Genomic DNA, 18,306 nt, shown 5'->3' with positions numbered 1-18,306 from the left:
GCGGTCGAGAAGCATTCGGAACAGGCGAACGTCCAGATGGTAGACAAGCTATCTTCCGAAAGCAAGTATCGATATGGCGATCATCGGCCGCATTATCAAGTGCCCTCGACTAATGGCGCGCACACTCTTCACCGATCTGCAGCAGTTGCTGTTCCGACAACGCACCGACACGCGTCAACCTGGGTTCGCCGTCGACGAACAGGATCAGTGTCGGCGTTCCCTTGACACCGTAGCGCTCCGCCAGCGCCGGCTCGCGATCGACGTCCACGACCGCCACCGACAGCGCACGGATCGACTCCTGCGAAGCCGAAGCGAGCCGGGACAGCAGGGTTTCACACGGCTGGCACCAATCGGCAACGAAGACCGCCAGCCAGGGTGATTCCGCTTCTTCGCGCTGACGCTCGAACGTCTCGCTGTCCAGATGGCGCCGCTGTGGCTGCATGGGTTCGATTCTCGATGGGTAGTGCCAGTGCCGCCAGCATGCCTGCCGCCTCGGCGATTGACAAGGCCGCGCCCCCACCGCAATCTTGAGGCATCCTGCGCGCTGGACTCCTACCTACCCGAACATGATTCGATATCGGGACGCTCAGCGCTCGCCCGTCTACAGCCAGCTTTCGAGGACGCCACGCCATGAGCGGGAATTCGACCGCCGAAGACGCGACGCGCCGTCTGGCCGCTATCGATCTCGGTTCCAACAGCTTCCACCTGTTGGTCGCCAATTATCAGCACGGCCAACTCCAGGTCGTCGCCAAGATGGGCGAAAAAGTGCAGCTCGCCGCCGGCCTCGATGCCGACGAAAATTTTACCGAAGCCGCCATGGATCGTGCGCTCGGCTGCCTCGAGCGCTTTGCCCCTTTTCTCGAAGGCGTCTCGCCCGCCGACCTGCGTATCGTCGGCACCAACGCCCTTCGCGCAGCCCATAACGCCCACGCGCTGATCGATCGCGCCGAAGCGCTGATCGGCCACACCATCGAGATCATCGGCGGCCGCGAAGAGGCGCGCCTGATCTATCTCGGCGCCGCTCATTCGCTGGCCGAAGTACACGGCAGGCGCCTGATCGTCGATATCGGTGGCGGCTCCACCGAGTTCATCATCGGTGAGGACTTCGAGCCGCAGGCGCTGGAGAGTCTCCATATGGGCTGCGTGGCCTATACCGGCACCTTTTTCACCGACGGCGAGCTCAGCGAAAAGCGCTTCCGGCGCGCCGAGATGGCCGCGCTTTCCGAACTGGCCAACATCCAGCGCCATTACCGCCAGTTGGGATGGCAGGATCCGATCGGCTCCAGTGGCACGATCAAGGCCGCGGCAGCGGTCATCGCTGCTCGAGGCGATGGCGACGCTACGCTGATCGAGCGCGAAGCCTTGATGAAACTGCGCAAGAAGCTGATCGGCTTCGGCCACCTGGACAAGGTCGCGATGGAAGGTCTCAAGGAGGATCGGGCGCGGGTCTTCCCGGCCGGTGTTGCCATCCTCTGTGCGGTCTTCGAAGCCTTCGATCTGGAACGCATGCGCTATTCCGACGGCGCACTGCGTGAAGGCGTGCTGTTCGACCTGATCGGACGCAACACTCCAGAAGATTCCCGCCGCCACAGCGTCGACCTGCTGATGCGGCGCTACAGCGTCGAGACGGTCCATGCCGAAAATGTGGCAGCAACCGCCATGGCCGCCTTCGATCAGGTCCGGGATGCCTGGGCACTTGGCGAAGAGCAGCGCCTGTTTCTCTACTGGGCAGCTCAGGTGCATGAAATCGGCCTGGCGATCTCCCACAGCCAGTTTCATCGCCACGGTGCCTATCTCATCGAGTACTCCGACCTGACCGGCTTTTCCCGTCCCGAGCAGCAGGCGCTGGCGTTTCTGGTACGCGCCCATCGGCGCAAATTCGCCCAGAAGGAGCTGGAGGCGCTGCCCAGCGCCGTGCAGGCGACCTACCAACGACTGGCCCGCCTGCTCCGGCTCGCCGTGATGCTCAACCACGCCCGGCCGGAACAGGCGATCATCGACTTCCGTCTCGCCTGCGACGGCGACACCCTGCATCTCACGCTGCCGGAAACCCGGCATCAGGCGTTGCTGCTCAACGATCTGGAACAGGAAGCGGCCTACCAGAAGGCTGCGGGACTGACGTTGAACTACGACGCCTGATGCCTGCGTCGTGACCGTCGGGAGACACGTTCACGTTTCTGCTTCGGGATCAGGCGATGCCGGCGATTGATGCCAACCTTCGGCCGAAACGATGCCGAGCACGGCCACCAGCTCGTCTCCGCACCAGATCAACGGCAGACGATCACGCTGCCATGGAGGAATCCCCGCCTCCTGCAGCAGGCGCTTGAGATCGCGGCTGCCACGCCCCGCCAGTCGCAGGCTTTCGCCCCCCTGACGCAGCCCGACCCGCAGCGCTGGCGTGGCAGCCCCGTGCAGTCGATGGAGGCTCACGCGGTGCACGCCCCAGGGGGTGACGAGCGGCGACTGCCCGTTCCACGCCGTCTGCCAAGCGGGATCCACCGGCGACAGCGGCGCCATCAGATAGAGATGATGCCGCCAGACCCGCGCCTCGCCGCCCGGCCAACGAATGACCGGCAGGCGATCCGCCCCCACCATCGTCAGTTGCCGTTCGAGCTCGACCAGGCGCGCAGCCGGCGGCGCGGGAATGCCCAGACATTCGAGCGCATGACGAATCAGCAGGCGACGGCGAGAAGTGCTTAGCGCGGCCAGCGTCGCCAACCGCAAGCGACCGGGCTCGCCCCCGGCCTGATCCAGATCGATCGCCGCCAGCTCTGCCAGCAGCTCATCGGCTTCCTGCAGCCACTCGGCACTCTGTCCGAATGCCCCGGCCACGCCCGGCCAACGCTCGCGCAGTGGCGGCACTACCCGATGGCGCAGGTAGTTTCGATCGAACGCCAGGTCGGTATTGGTCGGATCCTCGGACCACTCGAGCCCACGCCGCTGCGCTTCTGCCATCAAGGCCGACCGGGGGAGGCTCAACCAGGGCCGCTCGATCCGGATGCCTCGCCACTCGCGCCGGGAAGGCATACCGGCCAACCCCCGCACGCCGCTACCGCGCAGTGCGGCCAGCAGAAAGGTCTCGACCTGATCGTCCGCATGCTGCGCCAGCCACAGGCGGTCACCCGGAGAGAGATGCATCGCGAAAGCCTGGTAACGGGCCTCCCGAGCGGCCGCCTCGATCCCCTGCCCCGCGGCGTCGACCCGGACCGAAGCCACGGTCAACGGCACGGCCAGCGAATCGCACAGTTCGCGGCAAGTCGTCTCGAAGCCGCCCGCCGCCGCCTGCAGACCATGATTGACGTGAATCGCGCGCAACTCGACCCCGGCCTTGCGCGCCAACGGCGCCGCCACGCTCAACAGCAGAGAAGAGTCGAGACCGCCGGAAAGCGCCACCCAGACGACACGCCCCGGCACGTGGCGTGCCAGGACGTTATCGACGAGAGCTTCGAGGGAGGGTCGCACGGCGGACTCCTACGTGCTGCGGCAATTATGCTAGGCCTCGAAAATAGAGTGAGATTCTCTTGGGAACTTAACGACCTAGAGGGCTCGCTCCGAGCGAAGCCCAAACAAGGCGAAAACCGGCGAGGCAGCGGAGTTGACGTGGGTGTCAATGAGCATGCCGAGCCGGTTTTCAACGCCGTGTGGGCGAGCGCAGGAAGAGCCGTTAAGCGGCGGGGGCGCCGTAGCTCATCAGGCGTTGATATCTCCGCTCCAAAAGACTTTCGGTATCCATCGCCCGCAGGCGGTCGAGGCTATCCGTCAGCGCTTCCTTGACCTGATGGGCAGTCTTGCGCGGATTGCGATGCGCGCCACCCAGCGGCTCTTCGATCAGCGAATCGACGAAGCCGAGCTCCTTCAGGCGCGAGGCGGTAATGCCCATGGCCTGAGCGGCTTCGGAGGCCTTCTCGGCACTCTTCCAGAGAATCGAGGCACACCCTTCCGGCGAAATCACCGAATAGGTGGAGTATTGCAGCATCTGCAGTTCGTCGCAGACGCCGATGGCCAAGGCGCCGCCTGAACCGCCTTCGCCGATGACCGTGGCGACGATAGGCGTCTTCAGGCGCGACATGACGGCAAGGTTGTAGGCGATCGCTTCCGACTGGCCACGCTCCTCGGCATCGATGCCGGGATAGGCGCCAGGGGTGTCGATGAACGTCAGTACCGGCATCTTGAAGCGCTCGGCCATCTCCATCAGACGACACGCCTTGCGATACCCTTCGGGGCGCGGCATGCCGAAGTTGCGGCGTACCTTCTCCTTGACGTCGCGCCCTTTCTGATGGCCGATGACCATTACCGGCTTGTCGTCGAGACGTGCCACGCCACCCACCAGAGCGGCATCGTCGGCGAAATTGCGATCGCCGTGCATCTCGTCGAAATCGGTGAAGATGCTGTCCAGGTAGTCGAGCGTGTAGGGACGCTGCGGATGGCGCGACAGCTGCGTCACCTGCCAGGCGGTCAGGTCACGAAAGATCTGCTCGGTGAGTTTACGGCTTTTCTCTTCGAGCTTACCGATCTCGTCACTCAGGCTGATGCGGCTATCGTTGCCGACCAGTCGCAGCTCTTCGATCTTGGCCTGGAGTTCGGCAATCGGTTGTTCAAAGTCTAGATAATTGGGATTCATAGAGCTTCTACTGTGTGATCCTGGCAAGCTTCGGTGTCTGAATACGAGCGAAACACGGGCGACTGGCGTGCCGCGAAACGGATTATTATCGCACCTCCACGAGTGTTAGCAAGGAGGCGCCCTGCTTCGGCGGGTCAGCCACCTCGATAGCGTAGCGCAACCTTTTCATAACCCTCGACTTCGCGCAGGGCCATCATCAACTCGTCGCTGGGCGAGACTTTCCACGTCTCCGCAAGCTCGAAGCAGCCACTGGCCTTGGCGTTACGATAACGCACGCGGACCGGCAGGCCCGATTCGCTCAGCCATGGCGACAGGCTATCGTGCAGCGAACGCGAGAACTGGCCGTTGAGACGCCCGCCATCCACCGAAAGCTCCACCGCCTCGCCGAAGCGGGCACGAGCATCGGCCATCAGGGTGACGTCCTTGCTGCGCAGACGCAAACCGCCGGAATAGTCGTCACTGGAGACTTCGCCTTCGATGATCAGCACCTGGTCGGCGGTCAGTTTCCCGCGGACCTGATCGAACAGTTCACCGAACAGCGAGGCCTCGATGCGCCCGGTGCGATCATCGAGAGTGACGAACGCCATGGTGTCGCCACGCTTCGACTTCATGGTCCGCATCGCCACGACCAGCCCGGCGACCCGCTGCGGTTCGCGAGAAGGCTTGAGGTCGACGATGCGCGTCGCCACGAAGCGCTTGAGCTCGTGCTCGTATTCGTCGATCGGATGACCGGTCAGGTAGAGCCCGAGCGTGTCCTTCTCGCCGGCCAGGCGCTCCTTGTCGCTCCACTCGCGCGCGTGGCGGTAGTCGGCGTAGATATCCTCATGGTCGTCGGCGTCGGCAAAGGCCTCGCCGAACATGTCCATCATGCCCAGGTTCTGGTTGGTCTGGTTCTGCGACGCGGCCTTGATCGCCGCGTCCAGCGACGCCGCCAGCACTGCGCGGGATGGTCCGAGCGTATCCAGCGCGCCGGAGCGAATCAGTGCTTCGAGGGTGCGCTTGTTCATGCGCTTGCCATCGATACGCCGGCAGAAATCGAACAGGTCCGAGAACTCGCCATCCGCTTCGCGCGCTTCGACGATGGCACCGATCGGCCCTTCGCCGACGCCACGGATCGCGCCCAGCCCGTAGACGACCTGGCCGCCTTCGTCGACGGTGAACTTGTAGGCTCCCACGTTGACGTTGGGCGGCGTTACCGTCAGCCCGATATGACGGCACTCCTCGATCAGCGGCACCACCTTGTCGAGGTTGTCCATCTCGGTCGACAGTACCGCTGCCATGAAAGGCGCCGGATAGTGCGCCTTGAGCCAGGCGGTCTGGTACGACACCAGGCCGTAGGCGGCCGAGTGGGACTTGTTGAAGCCGTAGCCGGCGAATTTTTCCACCAGATCGAACAGGTTGCCGGCCAAGTCCTTGTCGATGCCGTTGGCCGCACACCCTTCCATGAAGCCGGCGCGCTGCTTGGCCATCTCCTCGGGCTTCTTCTTGCCCATGGCGCGCCGCAGCATGTCCGCCTGGCCCAGGGTGTAGCCGGCTAGCACCTGGGCGATCTGCATGACCTGTTCCTGATACAGGATGATGCCGTAGGTCGGCTCCAGTACCGGCTTGAGCAGTTCATGCTGGTAATCCGCGCTGGGATAGGCGAGCTCGGCACGGCCATGCTTGCGGTTGATGAAGTCGTCGACCATGCCGGACTGCAAAGGCCCCGGGCGGAACAGCGCCACCAGCGCGATCATGTCCTCCAGCGAATCCGGCTGCAGGCGCTTGATCAGCTCCTTCATGCCGCGGGATTCGAGCTGGAACACCGCCGTGGTCTCGGCCTTCTTGAGCATGTCGAAGGTCTTGGCGTCGTCCAGCGGAATGGTGCTGATGTCGAGCGGGCCGACCCCGTCGCGGGCGCGCACTACGTCCACCATCTCCAGCGCCCAGTCGATGATCGTCAGCGTGCGCAGACCGAGGAAGTCGAACTTGACCAACCCGGCATCCTCGACATCGTTCTTGTCGAACTGTACCACCAGGCCGGAGCCGTTCTCCTCGCACAAAAGCGGCGAGAAATCGGTCAGCTTGGTTGGCGCGATGACCACGCCCCCGGCGTGCTTGCCGGTGCCGCGCGTGATGCCCTCGAGCTTGAGCGCCATCTCCCAGATTTCGGCAGCCTCTTCGTCGTACTCGAGATACTCCTTGAGCTGCGGCTCCTGCTCGATCGCCTTGGCCAGCGTCATGCCGACCTCGAACGGAATCAGCTTCGAGAGTTTGTCGCCCATCGAATACGGCTTGCCCTGGGCACGTGCCACGTCGCGCACCACCGCCTTGGCGGCCATGGTGCCGAAGGTGACGATCTGCGACACCGCGTTGCGGCCGTATCGATCGGCCACGTAGTCGATGACCCGATCCCGTTTCTCCATGCAGAAGTCGACGTCGAAGTCGGGCATGGAGACACGCTCCGGGTTCAGGAAACGTTCGAACAGCAGGTCGTATTCCAGCGGATCGAGATCGGTGATCTTGAGCACGTAGGCCACCAGCGAACCGGCACCCGACCCCCGCCCGGGACCGACGGGAATGTCGTTGTCCTTGGCCCACTGGATGAAGTCCATCACGATCAGGAAGTAACCGGGGAACCCCATCTTGAGGATGATATCGAGCTCGAAGTCGAGCCGTTTGCGATATTCGGGCTCGTGCTCGGCCAGCGATCGCCCGGGATAGATCGGGGTATCGCCGCCGAACAGCTGGTTGAGACGATCGGTGAGACCATCGTGAGAGATCTTGCGGAAGAATTCGTCCTGGGTCATCCCTTCCGGGATCGGGTATTCCGGCAGGAAGATCTCGCCCAGACGCACGCTGGCGCTACAGCGCGCCGCGATCATCACGCTGTTCTCGAGCGCCTCGGGGATGTCGGCGAAGAGCTCGGCCATCTCTTCGGGCGTCTTCAGATACTGTTCTTCGCTGTAGCGTCGCTCGCGCCTAGGATCTTCCAGCGCCTTGCCTTCGCCGATCGAGACCCGGGTTTCGTGGGCCCAGAAATCCTCGCGCTGGAGGAAACGGACGTCGTTGGTCGCCACCACCGGTACGCCGCTTTCACTGGCCAGCCGCACGGAGTGGTGCACGCACTCTTCGTCGTACTGGCGGCCGGTACGCTGCAGCTCCAGATAGAAGCGGCCGGGGAAGTGCTGCTGCCACTCCGCCAGCAGCTGGCGTGCGGTGTCGACGTGCTCGGCGATCAGAAACCGGCCGATCTCCCCCTCCCGGGCGCCGGACAGCGCGATCAAGCCTTCGCTCTGTTCGAAGACCCAGGCCTTGTCGAGGATCGCCATGTTCTGGCGCTGCCCCTCGGTCCAGGCTCGCGAGATCAGCTCGGTCAGGTTGCGATAGCCGACCTCGTTCATCGCCAGCAGCGTCAAACGATAGGGATGGCTTTCGTCGTGCGCGTTGTGCAGCCACAGGTCGGCGCCGATGATCGGCTTCAACCCGGCGCCCTGGGCCGCCTTGTAGATCTTGACCAGGCCGAACAGGTTGGTGTCGTCGGTCACGGCCACCGCCGGCATGCCGGCCTCGGCCGTTGCCTTGATCAGCGGCTTGAGCCGGACCAGGCCATCGACGAGGGAGTATTCGCTGTGGACACGAAGATGAACGAAGGGTGTTGTCATGACGAACTCGAGTCAGGCGGCGAATGAATTCCGGCTTGAGCAGAGCATCAGCATGCCCAAAGCCGCGACGGCTCACAATGGTCGATCGATCCGATTCTTGACTTGCCTTCAGATCAGAACCAGTTGCTCGCGCACGGGAGCGAAGGAGCGGCGATGTTCCTCGAGCGGCCCCCATCGAACCAGCGCCTCGAGATGCTCGGGCGTCGAATAGCCCTTGTGGCGGGCGAAACCGTACTGCGGATAACGCGCATCGAGCGCGACCATTTGTGCATCGCGGACCACCTTGGCCAGAATCGATGCCGCGCTGATCGCGGGATGGCGCAGGTCGCCCTTGACCACGGCCTGCCCCGGGCACGCATGTCCCGGCAGCCGGTTGCCATCCACCAGCAGATACTCGGCCGGTGTCGGCAGCGCATCGATGGCACGACGCATCGCCAGATGCGTCGCGTGGTAGATATTGAGCGAATCGATCTCCTGTGGCGTGGCTTCACCGACGGCGAAGGCCAGCGCGCACTCCCGGATCTGCCGATCGAAGGCTTCGCGCCGTGCCGCGCTCAGGCACTTGGAATCGGTCAGCCCGTCGATCGGGCAATCAGGATCCAGAATCACGGCGGCGGCGACCACCGAGCCGATCAGCGGCCCTCGCCCGACCTCGTCGACGCCGGCAATCAGATGCCCGTCGTACTCGATGACGATGTCCGGCCAGGCGGAAATCGGAGACTTCGATGACATGACTTCTCTCGTCAGACCTTTCCAGTTTCAGGGTCCAGCGACCCGTGCTCGACCAGCGAGGTGACGGCCGTGGCGGCTCGCTCGCTGGCACCGCGCTGGAGTTCGGCGTGAAGTGCCGCGAAGCGCTGTTCGAGCGTCGAGCGCGCCTGTTCATCCTCGAACCACGGCAGCAGAGTCTCGACCAGCCCGTCGGCCGTCACGGCGTCCTGGATCAGCTCCGGCACCAGAGTTTCCTGCGCGATCAGATTCGGCAACGAGATCCAACGCGTCTTGACCATCCGCCTGGCCAGCCAATAGGTCGCCGGTGCCATGCGATAGGCAACCACCATGGGACGATGACACAACATGGTTTCCAATGCTGCCGTACCGGAGGTCAGCAACACGGCATCGGACGCGGTCATCACTTCACGCGAACGCCCCTCGACGACGACCGTGCTGGCCGCCAGCTCCGGGAAGCGCTTGAGCAGGGAATCGAGCTCCTGCCGACGCTCCGGCGATGCCGCGGGGATCGCTACCTGCAGCGCGCCAAGGCGGTCGCGCAACGCGGATGCTGTCCGCAGGAAGATCTCTCCCTGGAAGCGAATTTCATTGCCGCGAGAGCCCGGCAGTACGGCCAGGGTCGGCACATCGAGCGCCAGCCCGAGAGCCTGCCGCGCCGATGCCCGGTCGTTGACCAGAGGCAATTCGTCAGCCAGCGGATGACCGACATAAGCGACCGGCACATGGTGATCAGCGTAGAAATCCGCCTCGAATGGCAGAAAGGTCAACATGCCATCGACCGCCTTGGCGATCTTCTTGACCCGCCCTTGGCGCCAGGCCCAGACCGACGGACTGACGTAGTGTGCCGTACGGATGCCCTGGTCGTGCAGTTGACGCTCGAGTCCGATATTGAAGTCCGGGGCGTCGATGCCGACCATGATATCCGGCCGCCACGCCAGGGCATCGCGCTTGAGGTGACGACGCACCTTGATCAGGCCCGGCAGATGCTTCAACACCTCGACCAGACCCATGACCGACAAGGTTTCCAGCGGATAGAGCGACTCGAGCCCCTGCGCCTGCATCCGCGGACCGCCAATGCCTCTGAACGCGATCTGCGGATGGCGGCGCTTGAGCGCCTGCATCAGGCCGGCACCGAGAATATCCCCCGAAAGTTCGCCCGCGACGAGATAGACGCGCATGCGCCCGCCCTAACGGGTGATGCCACGTTGAGAGGCTCTCAGCGAATCGACGAAGCGGCGCGTCTCGTCGAGCGAGAAGCGGCTTTCGATTTCGCTGATGGCCTGCTCGAGCGTCAGCCCCTTGCGGTAGACCAGACGATAGCATTCGCCCAGCGCCCGCACCGCTTCCGCCGAGAAACCGCGACGTTTCAAGCCAATGGAGTTCAGGCCATGCGCCGCGGCGGGGTTACCGTTGACCATGACGAATGCGGGAATATCCTTGGTGATGATCGATCCGCCGCCTGCCATGGCATGCTCGCCCATGTGGGCAAACTGATGAATGGCCGAGAGCCCCCCCATGATGGCGAAGTCACCCAGCGTCACATGACCGGCCAGCGTGGCCTGGTTGGCGAGAATGCAATCGTTGCCGATCAGGCAGTCATGACCCACGTGGGAGTAAGCCATGAACAGGTTGCGGTTGCCGATGGTGGTCACGCCGCGATCCTGAATGGTGCCGCGGTGAATCGTCACGCTCTCGCGAACGACGTTATCGTCGCCCATCTCGAGCCGTGTCGCCTCACCGGCGTACTTCTTGTCCTGGCAATCTTCTCCGACCGACGCGAACTGGAAGATCCGGTTACGCTTGCCGATTCGAGTCGGCCCCTTGATCACCACGTGCGGTCCGATCACGCAGCCGGCGTCGATTTCGACGTCGGGTCCGATCACGCTGAAGGGACCGACTTCGACGTCATCGGCCAGCCGGGCGGAGGGATCGACGATGGCGGAGGGATGAATCAAGCGACTTTCCTCTCGGCACAGATGATTTCGGCTTCGCAGGCCAACTCGCCGTCGACCGTGGCTCGACAGGCAAACTTCCAGATGCCTCGCTTGCCCTTGATGACATTGGCTTCGAGCCGCAGCTGGTCTCCCGGCATGACCGGACGCTTGAAGCGTACGTTATCGCTACCGACGAGATAATAGACATAGCCGTCGGCCGGCAGCTTGTTGACCGTCTTGAAACCGAGGATGCCGCAAGCCTGGGCCATGGCTTCGATGATCAACACACCGGGCATGATCGGATGATGGGGGAAATGGCCGTTGAAGAAAGGTTCGTTGATGCTGACGTTCTTGTACGCCACGATCGATTCGCCCAGCGTGATCTCCATCACGCGATCTACCAGTAAAAATGGATAACGATGCGGTAGATATTCGCGAATCTGGTTGATGTCCATGATCATCAATACAACCTCTGAAATAACGAAATGCCTGCCCCTACTCTTTGACCAAGGGCAGGCACAGGGCGGTAAGACAGCATTCACCCGTGTGGGCGGGCATTATACAGGCGCACCGGTCGACTGCCAGCTTCGGGGGTGCGATCGAAATGGCCCGGAAGGGCTGCCCGGAACCCTCAGGCGTCGCGGATATCACGCTCGAGACGGGTCAATCGCTTGGCGATTTGATCGAGCTGCTTGAAGCGTACCGCGTTCTTGCGCCACTGACTATTCGACATCGAACCGGTGCCGGAAGAGTAGACACCAGGCTCCAGAATCGAGTTCGTGACCAGACTCATGCCGGTCACCTGGACACCATCGGCCAGCGTCAGATGGCCGGAAAGCCCGACCCCGCCGCCCAGCAGACAGTGACGGCCGACCTTGGTGGAACCGGCGATACCGACGCACCCTGCCAGCGCACTGTGATCGCCGATCTGCACGTTGTGGGCGATCTGGACCTGAGAGTCGATCTTGACCCCATTGCCGATCCGCGTGTCGCCCAGCGCACCGCGATCGATACTCGAGCAGCTGCCGACTTCGACATCGTCGCCCAGAATGACGCCACCCAGCTGGGCGATCTTTTCCCACTGCTTGCCGTCGTGGGCGAACCCGAACCCGTCAGCGCCGATGACACAACCGCTGTGCAGAATGGCGCGCTCACCGATGACCACACCGTGATAAAGCGTCACGTTGGCATGCAGCCGGGAACCGCGGCCGATCGCTGTATCGGCGCCAATGAAGCACCCTGCCCCGATGACGCAGTCATCGGCAAGGACGACGCCGGCTTCGATGACACAATGGGCGCCGATCTCGACGCCCTTGCCGAGGGTTGCCTCGGGCGATATCACCGCCGTCGCATGCACGCCTCGAGAGGCCTGATTGACCAGCGGATCGAACAGCCGCGACAGCTTGGCGTAGCCCAGATAGGGGTTGTCCAGCTCCAGTCGCGGACAGGGACAACTGTCGCCATGAGCCGGATTGACCAGTACGGCACCGGCGCGAGTCGTGGCCAGATACTTCAGATAAGCCCGATTGGCGAGAAATGCCAGATCCGACGGGCCGGCATCGGTCAGCGTCGACAGCCCGCTGACACGCAGGTTCGCGTCACCGACCACGCAAGCGTCGATCCGCTCGGCAAGTTCGCCAAGCGTGTAAGAGGTAGAAGCATCTCTCTTCATGAACGGGCGCCGGTTTGAACCATTAGTTGAGCGAATTGAAGATCTTCGTGACTTCGGAGGTAATATCGAGGCTGTCACCCGAATAGACCACGGCATCACGATCCACGACCACGTCCAGATCGCGCTCGTCGACGACCTGCTGAATCGCCTGGTCGAGCTTGGGCTTGGCGCTCTTCAGGTACTGCTGTTCGGCCTGCTGCTGCGCCTGGGAAATCTGGCCCCGCAGTTGCTGGAACTGGCCGCCCTTCTGGCGCAGCTGCTGGGTTACCGAGTTCCGCTCGGACTCGGACATCACGTCCCCATCCTTCTGCAGACGCTGCTGCAGCTGCTGCAGCTCCTGGCTCAACGACTGCGCCTGCTGCTGCTGAGCGCTGATACGGTTTTTCAGCTGATTCATCGATGCCTGGGCGGAATCGGAAGACATCAGCGCTTCACGCCAATCGAGCACGCCCACTTCCGTCGCCATCGCCGGTACGGAAACCATCGTCAGCAAACCGAGTCCGAGAACTCCTGCTATCTTGCGCATGCGGCATCTCCTTGAAACTAGACAGACCAACTGTCTGAAAATCGGTCTGGACTCACGACGGCGCCAGGACGCCGTGAGTCCAGGGCATGATATTAGAACGTCTGACCCAGCGAGAACTGGAACACCTGCGGATCGTCGCCGTCCTTCTCGTTCAGCGGTTTGGCCACGCTGAACGTCAGCGGCCCGACCGGCGTCAGCCAGGAAAGCCCCAGGCCGACGCTGTAGCGCAGGTCATCGAGATTGACCCCACTGTCGCAGCTCGACGTGTAACCGTCCGGGACGGCATAGCAGTCGGTCAGATAAGTATTACCGCCATCGAGGAAGATGCTGGTCTGCAGGGACCGGCGATCCTCGATCCACGGGAACGGATAGATCAACTCGGCAGAGCCTTCGACCAGGACGTTACCGCCCAGGGTATCGTCGTCGCCATCGCCACGCTCCGTCGTCTTCGGCCCCAGCGTGTTGCCGGTGTAGCCGCGCACCGAGCCCAGGCCGCCCGAATAAAAGTTCTCGTAGAACGGGTAAGGATCGTTGGAGCCGAGCGTATCGGCATAGCCCAGGTTGCTGCTGAACTTGAGCGACCAGTCGGGATTGAGTTCGAACAGCTTCTGGCCACGGTAGCGCAGCTTGTAATACTCCGCATCCGACCCCGGGATGGCGGCTTCCAGCGAGACCCGCTGATAGCTGCCTGCCGTCGGCATGATCCCGCGGTTCAGGTTGTTGCGGGTCCAGCTGGCCGTCAGCTTGTAGTTGAAGAAGTCTTCGCCCTGATCGTCGGTGTATTGGACGATCTCCGCCGGCGTGTCGTCGTAGGTATCGATCGACAGACTCTCGAGTCCGACACCGAAGTTGAGACGCGACAGATCGTTGATCGGGTAGCCGAAATTGATGTTGCCGCCGAAGGAGTCGGTCGAGTAGGTCGAGATGTCGGAATCTTCGTAATCCGTCTCGCGATAGAAGACGTTGTAACCGCGCGAGATACCGTCGAGCGTCCAGTAAGGGTCGGTGAAACCGAAGTTGATGTTGGTGAACGTGTCGCTTCGCTGCGCGCCGATGTTGACCCGGTTACCCGTCCCCAGGAAGTTGCTCTGGGACAGCGCCGCGCCGTAGATGACCCCGGCCGACTGAGAGAAGCCGACGCTCGCGGAAATGGAACCGGAGGGCTGCTCCTGAACATTGTAGGTCACGTCCAGCTGATCCGGCTCGCCGGCCACCGGTCGGGTATCCACATCGACCTGCTTGAAGAACCCGAGCCGCTCGAGACGCTGACGCGACTGCGAGATCTGATCGGTCGAGGCTGGCGCCCCTTCCATCTGGACCATTTCACGACGCAGCACTTCGTCCTGGGTCGTGGTGTTGCCTTCGAAGTTGATCCGGCGAACGTACGCACGACGGCCGGGATCGACACGGAAGGTGATGTCCACGGTGTCGCCGGCTTCGTCCACGGTCGGCACCGCCTGGATGTCGGCGAAGGCAAAGCCCTCGGCGCCGAGCTTCTGACGCAGCGCTTCCGAGGATTCGGTCAGTTTGCTCTGGGAGAAATATTCACCCGACTTGGCCGTCACCAGCGAGCGCGCCGTCGACTCGTCGATCTTCAGATCACCATCGAAGCTGATTTCGTCGAGCTTGTAGCGCTTGCCTTCATCGACATTGACGGTGACGAAGATCCGCGACTTGTCGGGGCTGATCGACACTTGGGTCGAGGTGATCGCGAAGTTGACGTAACCGCGATCGAGATACCAGGAACGCAGCGTCTCCAGATCGCCGGACAGCGCTTCACGGGAATATTCGTCATCGGAGAACCAGCCGAAGAACCAGCCCGGCTTGTCCTCGAGCTGGAACAGATCGCTCAGGGTATCGTCGTCGTAGGCCTCGTTGCCGACGACGTTGATCTGGCGAATCTTCGCCACTTCCCCTTCGTTGATATCGATGTTGACGCGGACTCGATTACGCTCGAGCTGTTCGACCGAGGTCTTGATGTTCGAGCTGTAACGCCCCTGAGACTGGTAGAGACGCTCGAGTTCACGTTGCATCTCTTCCAGCGTCGAACGCTGCAGCACCTGACCTTCGGCCAGACCGGCGTCGGTCAGTCCCTTGCGCAGATCATCGTCGGAAATCTGCGAGTTGCCTTCGATATTGATCTCGGAAATGGACGGCCGCTCGACCACGTTGACGATCAGCACGTCGTTATCGCGAGACAACCGAATGTCATCGAACAACCCGGTGTCGAACAGCTGCTGAGCAGCCTCGCCCAGCTGCTGCTCATCGACCGTCTGGTCGGCGCTGACGGGGAAAGCGTTGAAAACGGATGCGGCCGAGACGCGCTGCAGCCCCTCTACACGAATATCCGAAATCTCAAAAGGTGCCGCCAGCGCAACGGGAGAGCTGGCCAGCAGTAGTCCTGCCAATCCGATGGTCTTGAGTTTCATGCAATCAATCGCTTCTGTGGGGTCCGCCCGCGTATCGAACAGGCACCTTATACATTTCTCCCTATGACTGACAAGCTCACGGCTTGCCACTCATGGGGTCTTCCCGTGCGCCGGCATTCTCGGCGCTGACCGCTAACGGCATCCCGTCGCTAGCGTCGCATCAAATCTCTGTCATCACAGTCGCATCAGATCGAAGTAGAGCGCCATCATCATCAGGCACCCGACCAGCGCCACGCCGACGCGCAGGCCCATCGCCTGGGCGGTTTCCGACACTGGCTTGCCTCGAACCAGCTCGATCAGGTAATAGGCCAGATGCCCCCCATCGAGTACCGGAATCGGCAACAGGTTCAGAACCCCCAGGCTGATCGACAGATAAGCCAGGAAGCCGATGAATGTCTCGACCCCGCTGCGTGCCGAATCTCCGGCAATGCGAGCAATGGTGATCGGCCCCGACAGGTTCGAAGGCGATATCCAGCCGACGATCATCTTGCGGATCGAGTCCGCCGTCAGCCACGTCATCTCGCCCGTCTTGGTCACTGCCTGCCCGATCGCCTCGATCGGACCATAGCGAATCTCCCGGCGATAGGATTCAGGCCACTCGACCGCTTGTGATGCGGCACCAACGTAACCGATGTGCTCGCCATCTTCGGCCTGCCTCGACTCGGATTTCAGCGTGATGCTGCGCGTCACGCCGTCTCGCTCGACCTCCAGGGACAGATCGGCACCGGGATGGCTGCGAACGACATCGACGAACGCCACCCAATCGGCAACCGGTTTGCCGTCGACGCTGACGATCCGATCGCCCGCTTCCAGTCCGGCACGGCTCGCCGGGCTATCCTCGAGCACGCGCCCCAGCGTTGCCGGGACTTCAGGGCGCCACGGGGTAATGCCGAGTGACGACATCGGTTGCGGCGGATCCTGACGCACCAGCCACTGCTGCACCGGCACGGCGTGCGTTCGCGTCGCGCCACCCGAGGGATCGCGAGTCGTGAACTGAAGCGCGCCATCGGCGCCGATGGCCGCGATCAGCTGCAGATTGACCTCGTTCCACGACGGTGTCTCGTGGCCCTCGACACTGACGATCTCCTGACCACTGCGCAAGCCGCCCTGGAACGCGAGCGAATCCGGCGCCACGTCGCCGATCACCGGCGCTACCGTGGTCGACCCATAAACGAACAGTGCCCAGTAGGCCACCAGCGCCAACAGGAAATTGGCAATCGGTCCCGCCGCCACGATCGCGATTCGGGCCCAGACGCTCTTGCGATTGAAAGCGCGATCGAGCTCTTCCGGCGCTACCGGCCCCTCGCGCTCGTCGAGCATCTTGACATAACCGCCCAACGGAATGGCAGCGATGGCATATTCCGTGCCCTGCCGATCGAAGCGCGACCACAGCGGCTTGCCGAAACCGACCGAGAAGCGGAGCACCTTGACGCCGCAACGACGGGCCACCCAGAAATGCCCGAACTCGTGAAACGTGATAAGCAGACCGAGTACGACGATGACCGCCAGTACATTCTGGATCGTATCCATCACGCCCGCCCCTCCTGGAAAGACCGTTGACGCAGCAAACGCTCGGCCAACTGCCGTGCTCGTGCATCCTCGCACAATACCACGTCGAGCGAATCCGCCGCGCGCACCTCGGTCGCCTCCAGGGTCGCCTGCACCAGACGAGCGATACCCAGAAAAGGGAGTCTTCCATCGAGGAACGCCTGCACCGCCACTTCATTGGCGGCATTGAGACTCGCGGGTGCCGTACCGCCTGCCGCCATGGCTTCCCGCGCCAGGCGCAGGCAGGGGAAGCGCGCTTCGTCCGGAGCCTCGAAATCGAGCCGGGACACCGCGAACAGATCGAGAGGCTCGACCCCGGCTTCGACTCGCGCCGGCCAGGCCAGACCATAGGCGATCGGCGTCCGCATGTCCGGATTCCCCATCTGCGCCAGCACCGAGCCGTCGACATAACCGACCATCGAATGAACGATGCTTTGCGGATGGACCACCACCTCGACCTGCTCGGGCGCCGCATCGAACAGCCAGCAGGCCTCGATCAATTCGAGCCCCTTGTTCATCAAGGTCGCGCTGTCCACCGAGATCTTGCGCCCCATCGACCAATTGGGATGAGCACAGGCCTGATCCGGCGTCACCGCTTCCAGTGCCTCCCGAGACCACTCCCGGAACGGCCCGCCCGAGGCGGTCAACAGTAGCCGCGACACGCCGTGACGGGACAACCCGCCACGATGCTGCATAGGAAGACACTGATAGATGGCATTATGTTCCGAATCGATGGGCAAAAGAGTCGCGCCATGACGCGACACGGCATCCATGAAAAGCCCGCCGGACATCACCAGCGCTTCCTTGTTGGCCAGCAGCACGCGCTTGCCGGCTTCCACGGCTGCCAGCGTCGGCAGCAATCCCGCCGCCCCGATGATCGCCGCCATCACCGTATCGGCCTCGGCGGCGCGCGCCACGTCCAATAGCGCTGCCTCTCCATGGCCGACATCGACATCACCACGCCCGGCTTCGCGCAACTGCGTTCGAAGCCATTCGGCATCGTTCTCCGTGCCGATCACCGCTCGGGCCGGGGCAAAACGCAAACAGATATCGAGCAGCGACTCGCGCGAACGATGCGCGGTCACCGCATAGAGTTCGTAAGCGTCGGGGTGTTGAGAGATCACGTCCAGCGTGCTGCGACCGATGGAACCGGTTGCACCCAGCAGGGTGACCTTGCGAGAAGATGAGGGCATCAGCGTG

At 62.8% G+C, this 18,306-nt stretch carries 14 protein-coding genes; 1 reads left to right on the top strand and 13 read right to left on the bottom strand.

Going from position 1 to position 18,306, the window contains the following annotated elements; all coding sequences use genetic code 11:
- Window positions 1-109: 109 nt before the first annotated feature.
- Window positions 110-442: a thioredoxin domain-containing protein gene (locus BC443_RS10760; protein WP_071231827.1), complete on the bottom strand. Its 333-nt coding sequence runs from the start codon at window positions 440-442 to the stop codon at window positions 110-112.
- Between the two features lie 188 nt (window positions 443-630).
- Between BC443_RS10760 and BC443_RS10755 the strand changes: the two genes are divergently transcribed.
- Window positions 631-2,139, top strand: a complete 1,509-nt coding sequence (locus BC443_RS10755) for a Ppx/GppA phosphatase family protein (protein ID WP_071231826.1) — start codon at window positions 631-633, stop codon at window positions 2,137-2,139.
- A gap of 30 nt (window positions 2,140-2,169) precedes the next feature.
- Here BC443_RS10755 and tilS read toward each other — a convergent pair whose 3' ends face one another.
- The 12 genes from tilS to ispC all read right to left on the bottom strand — a co-directional run bounded on the left by tilS (window position 2,170) and on the right by ispC (window position 18,299).
- The gene (gene tilS / locus BC443_RS10750) at window positions 2,170-3,462 is read right to left on the bottom strand and encodes a tRNA lysidine(34) synthetase TilS (protein WP_071231825.1); all 1,293 of its coding nucleotides are present in this window, start codon (window positions 3,460-3,462) and stop codon (window positions 2,170-2,172) included.
- A gap of 202 nt (window positions 3,463-3,664) precedes the next feature.
- Window positions 3,665-4,621 carry an acetyl-CoA carboxylase carboxyl transferase subunit alpha gene (gene accA, locus BC443_RS10745; protein WP_071231824.1) on the bottom strand — a complete coding sequence of 319 codons (957 nt, stop codon included), beginning with the start codon at window positions 4,619-4,621 and terminating at the stop codon, window positions 3,665-3,667.
- 134 nt (window positions 4,622-4,755) lie between these two features.
- Window positions 4,756-8,265: a DNA polymerase III subunit alpha gene (dnaE, locus tag BC443_RS10740; protein WP_071231823.1), complete on the bottom strand. Its 3,510-nt coding sequence runs from the start codon at window positions 8,263-8,265 to the stop codon at window positions 4,756-4,758.
- A 108-nt stretch (window positions 8,266-8,373) separates the two neighbouring features.
- Window positions 8,374-8,997 carry a ribonuclease HII gene (gene rnhB, locus BC443_RS10735; protein ID WP_071231822.1) on the bottom strand — a complete coding sequence of 208 codons (624 nt, stop codon included), beginning with the start codon at window positions 8,995-8,997 and terminating at the stop codon, window positions 8,374-8,376.
- An 11-nt stretch (window positions 8,998-9,008) separates the two neighbouring features.
- Window positions 9,009-10,175 carry a lipid-A-disaccharide synthase gene (lpxB, locus tag BC443_RS10730; protein WP_071231821.1) on the bottom strand — a complete coding sequence of 389 codons (1,167 nt, stop codon included), beginning with the start codon at window positions 10,173-10,175 and terminating at the stop codon, window positions 9,009-9,011.
- A gap of 9 nt (window positions 10,176-10,184) precedes the next feature.
- A complete protein-coding gene (gene lpxA, locus BC443_RS10725) occupies window positions 10,185-10,952 on the bottom strand; it encodes an acyl-ACP--UDP-N-acetylglucosamine O-acyltransferase (protein WP_071231820.1) in 768 nt (255 codons plus the stop codon).
- Complete coding sequence (gene fabZ / locus BC443_RS10720; protein WP_071231920.1) at window positions 10,949-11,392, bottom strand: 3-hydroxyacyl-ACP dehydratase FabZ; 444 nt, start codon at window positions 11,390-11,392, stop codon at window positions 10,949-10,951. Before fabZ ends, lpxA begins: the two co-directional genes overlap by 4 nt.
- Before the next feature lie 170 nt (window positions 11,393-11,562).
- Complete coding sequence (gene lpxD, locus BC443_RS10715) at window positions 11,563-12,603, bottom strand: UDP-3-O-(3-hydroxymyristoyl)glucosamine N-acyltransferase (RefSeq protein WP_071231819.1); 1,041 nt, start codon at window positions 12,601-12,603, stop codon at window positions 11,563-11,565.
- A 22-nt stretch (window positions 12,604-12,625) separates the two neighbouring features.
- Window positions 12,626-13,129 carry an OmpH family outer membrane protein gene (locus BC443_RS10710; RefSeq protein ID WP_071231818.1) on the bottom strand — a complete coding sequence of 168 codons (504 nt, stop codon included), beginning with the start codon at window positions 13,127-13,129 and terminating at the stop codon, window positions 12,626-12,628.
- A 92-nt stretch (window positions 13,130-13,221) separates the two neighbouring features.
- A complete protein-coding gene (gene bamA / locus BC443_RS10705; RefSeq protein ID WP_247643262.1) occupies window positions 13,222-15,558 on the bottom strand; it encodes an outer membrane protein assembly factor BamA in 2,337 nt (778 codons plus the stop codon).
- A 174-nt stretch (window positions 15,559-15,732) separates the two neighbouring features.
- Entirely contained in the window at window positions 15,733-17,088 is a 1,356-nt protein-coding gene (gene rseP / locus BC443_RS10700) for a sigma E protease regulator RseP (RefSeq protein ID WP_071231817.1), read from the bottom strand.
- Entirely contained in the window at window positions 17,088-18,299 is a 1,212-nt protein-coding gene (gene ispC / locus BC443_RS10695) for a 1-deoxy-D-xylulose-5-phosphate reductoisomerase (RefSeq protein WP_071231816.1), read from the bottom strand. Before ispC ends, rseP begins: the two co-directional genes overlap by 1 nt.
- Window positions 18,300-18,306: the final 7 nt, after the last annotated feature.

Source organism: Salinicola sp. MIT1003 (assembly GCF_001858555.1).
Classification (GTDB): Bacteria; Pseudomonadota; Gammaproteobacteria; order Pseudomonadales; family Halomonadaceae; genus Salinicola; species Salinicola salarius.
Note: the sequence above shows the minus strand (reverse complement) of the source record. Positions and strands in the feature narration are given on the sequence as shown.